Source organism: Pseudomonadota bacterium (genome assembly GCA_018242545.1).
GTDB lineage: Bacteria > Pseudomonadota > Alphaproteobacteria > 16-39-46 > 16-39-46 > 16-39-46.
This window is the reverse complement of the sequence record JAFEBT010000119.1, coordinates 1-1,500: the sequence shown is the minus strand read 5'-3', so window position 1 is coordinate 1,500 and position 1,500 is coordinate 1. Positions and strand designations below refer to the sequence as shown.

Below are 1,500 nucleotides of genomic sequence, written 5' to 3'. Positions count from 1 at the left end.
CATTTAAAAGAACAGCCATATGAACATAGAGCATCAAATCAAAATATTCGAGAAACGTCCCGACTTGTAAAAGTCCAATGGCTTCTTTTTGTGCACGATTCAATGAAGATAAAATTCCCATAACCCAAAACCCTCAAATTTTTAAATATTTTCTTTATTTCTGAATCTCATTCCAAACACAATTTTCACGTTATTTTTCGCTGACTGTCTTATAAACCATCGCAGCATTCTCAGAGGAAGATGATCGGATAGGGGGAGAACGCCATTGAAATAAGCTTCCTAAAAAAGATCGATTTGTTTGATTTTCTAATTTTTCGTAATGATAAATGCCCCACAAAAAACTAAAAATAAGAGGAATAAAAATAAAATAAAGTCCCCAAGCTCCTAAAAAGCTTGTTAAATATGCAATCCCAAAGGAAGTTACAATTGCCATTAAAGAGCGCGAAATCGCATAGATAAAGCTGACATAGGTAAATCTTTTAAAAACAGGAAAATGCGCATATAAAATAGCGTCCGCTGGAATCCCACTTAATCCCAATGTAATTCCCACCACCTGAATAAAAAATATCATTGAAGCTGTGGGTGAATTATTGATCAAAAAAGGCAAAAGACATAAAAAAGGAATAAATAAAAGAGCTTTAAATTTTAAAATTTTCATAGGATAAATTCGATAACTCAAGATAACAGTAAACGTCATCCCAATGAGCTCTGTGATAGAAACAAAAAAATTCTGATAAATAATAGCATTCGGGGTATACCCTATTTCCTTTAGAAGTCCAGCACAATAAAAATAACTAAAATAAAGACTAACAGCAGCGCCCGACGCCACGGAAAAATAAGCATACATTGTTTTCCAACTTACTTTTTGACGCTCTAATGTTTCTCTTACAATCTTAAGTTCTTTAAAAGTATGTGGTTTTTTCTCACGTGCATCTTCCATTACTTTTTTGAGTTGTCGTTTCATATCAACAAAATCGGGGGTTTCACGTAGGCGTGTCCGTGCAAGAGATCCTACCAAAGCAATGGCAGCTCCAATCCAAAAGCCATTTCGCCAATTAAATCCCTGACTGGTTACAAGCATTGCAACCCCAAGCGCTCCAACTGTTCCAAAACGAGACGCACAGCCAATGAGCCCAACAGCAGGATAACGTGCTGGAGGTTTGGTAATTTCAGTCATGTAGATTTCAGCGCCTATCACTTCTCCCATTGATGACAGACCTTGTGCCACGCGACAGAGTGTTACGAGCCAAGCTGCCGTGATTCCAATTTGGGCATAGGTGGGAAGAGACGCCATAATAATACAAGAAATAGCCATAATCATCGTCGTCATAATAACCGTCGTTTTGCGCCCTAAATGATCTCCAATATAGCCAAAAAAAAGGGCTCCAAAAGGTCTCAAAAGATAGGTTGAGCAAAAAGCAAAAGCCGTTAAAAGAGAGGCTGTTTTAGGATCTGTTTTTGGGAAAAAAAGATCATTTAAAAGAACAGCCATATGAACAT

General features: G+C 37.1%; 1 protein-coding gene. It reads right to left on the bottom strand.

What is annotated here, in order from left to right; translation table 11 throughout:
- Window positions 1-190: 190 nt before the first annotated feature.
- Window positions 191-1,500 (bottom strand): MFS transporter (locus tag JSS34_08890; protein ID MBS0186410.1); only part of this gene is annotated, 1,310 nt, incomplete at its 5' end.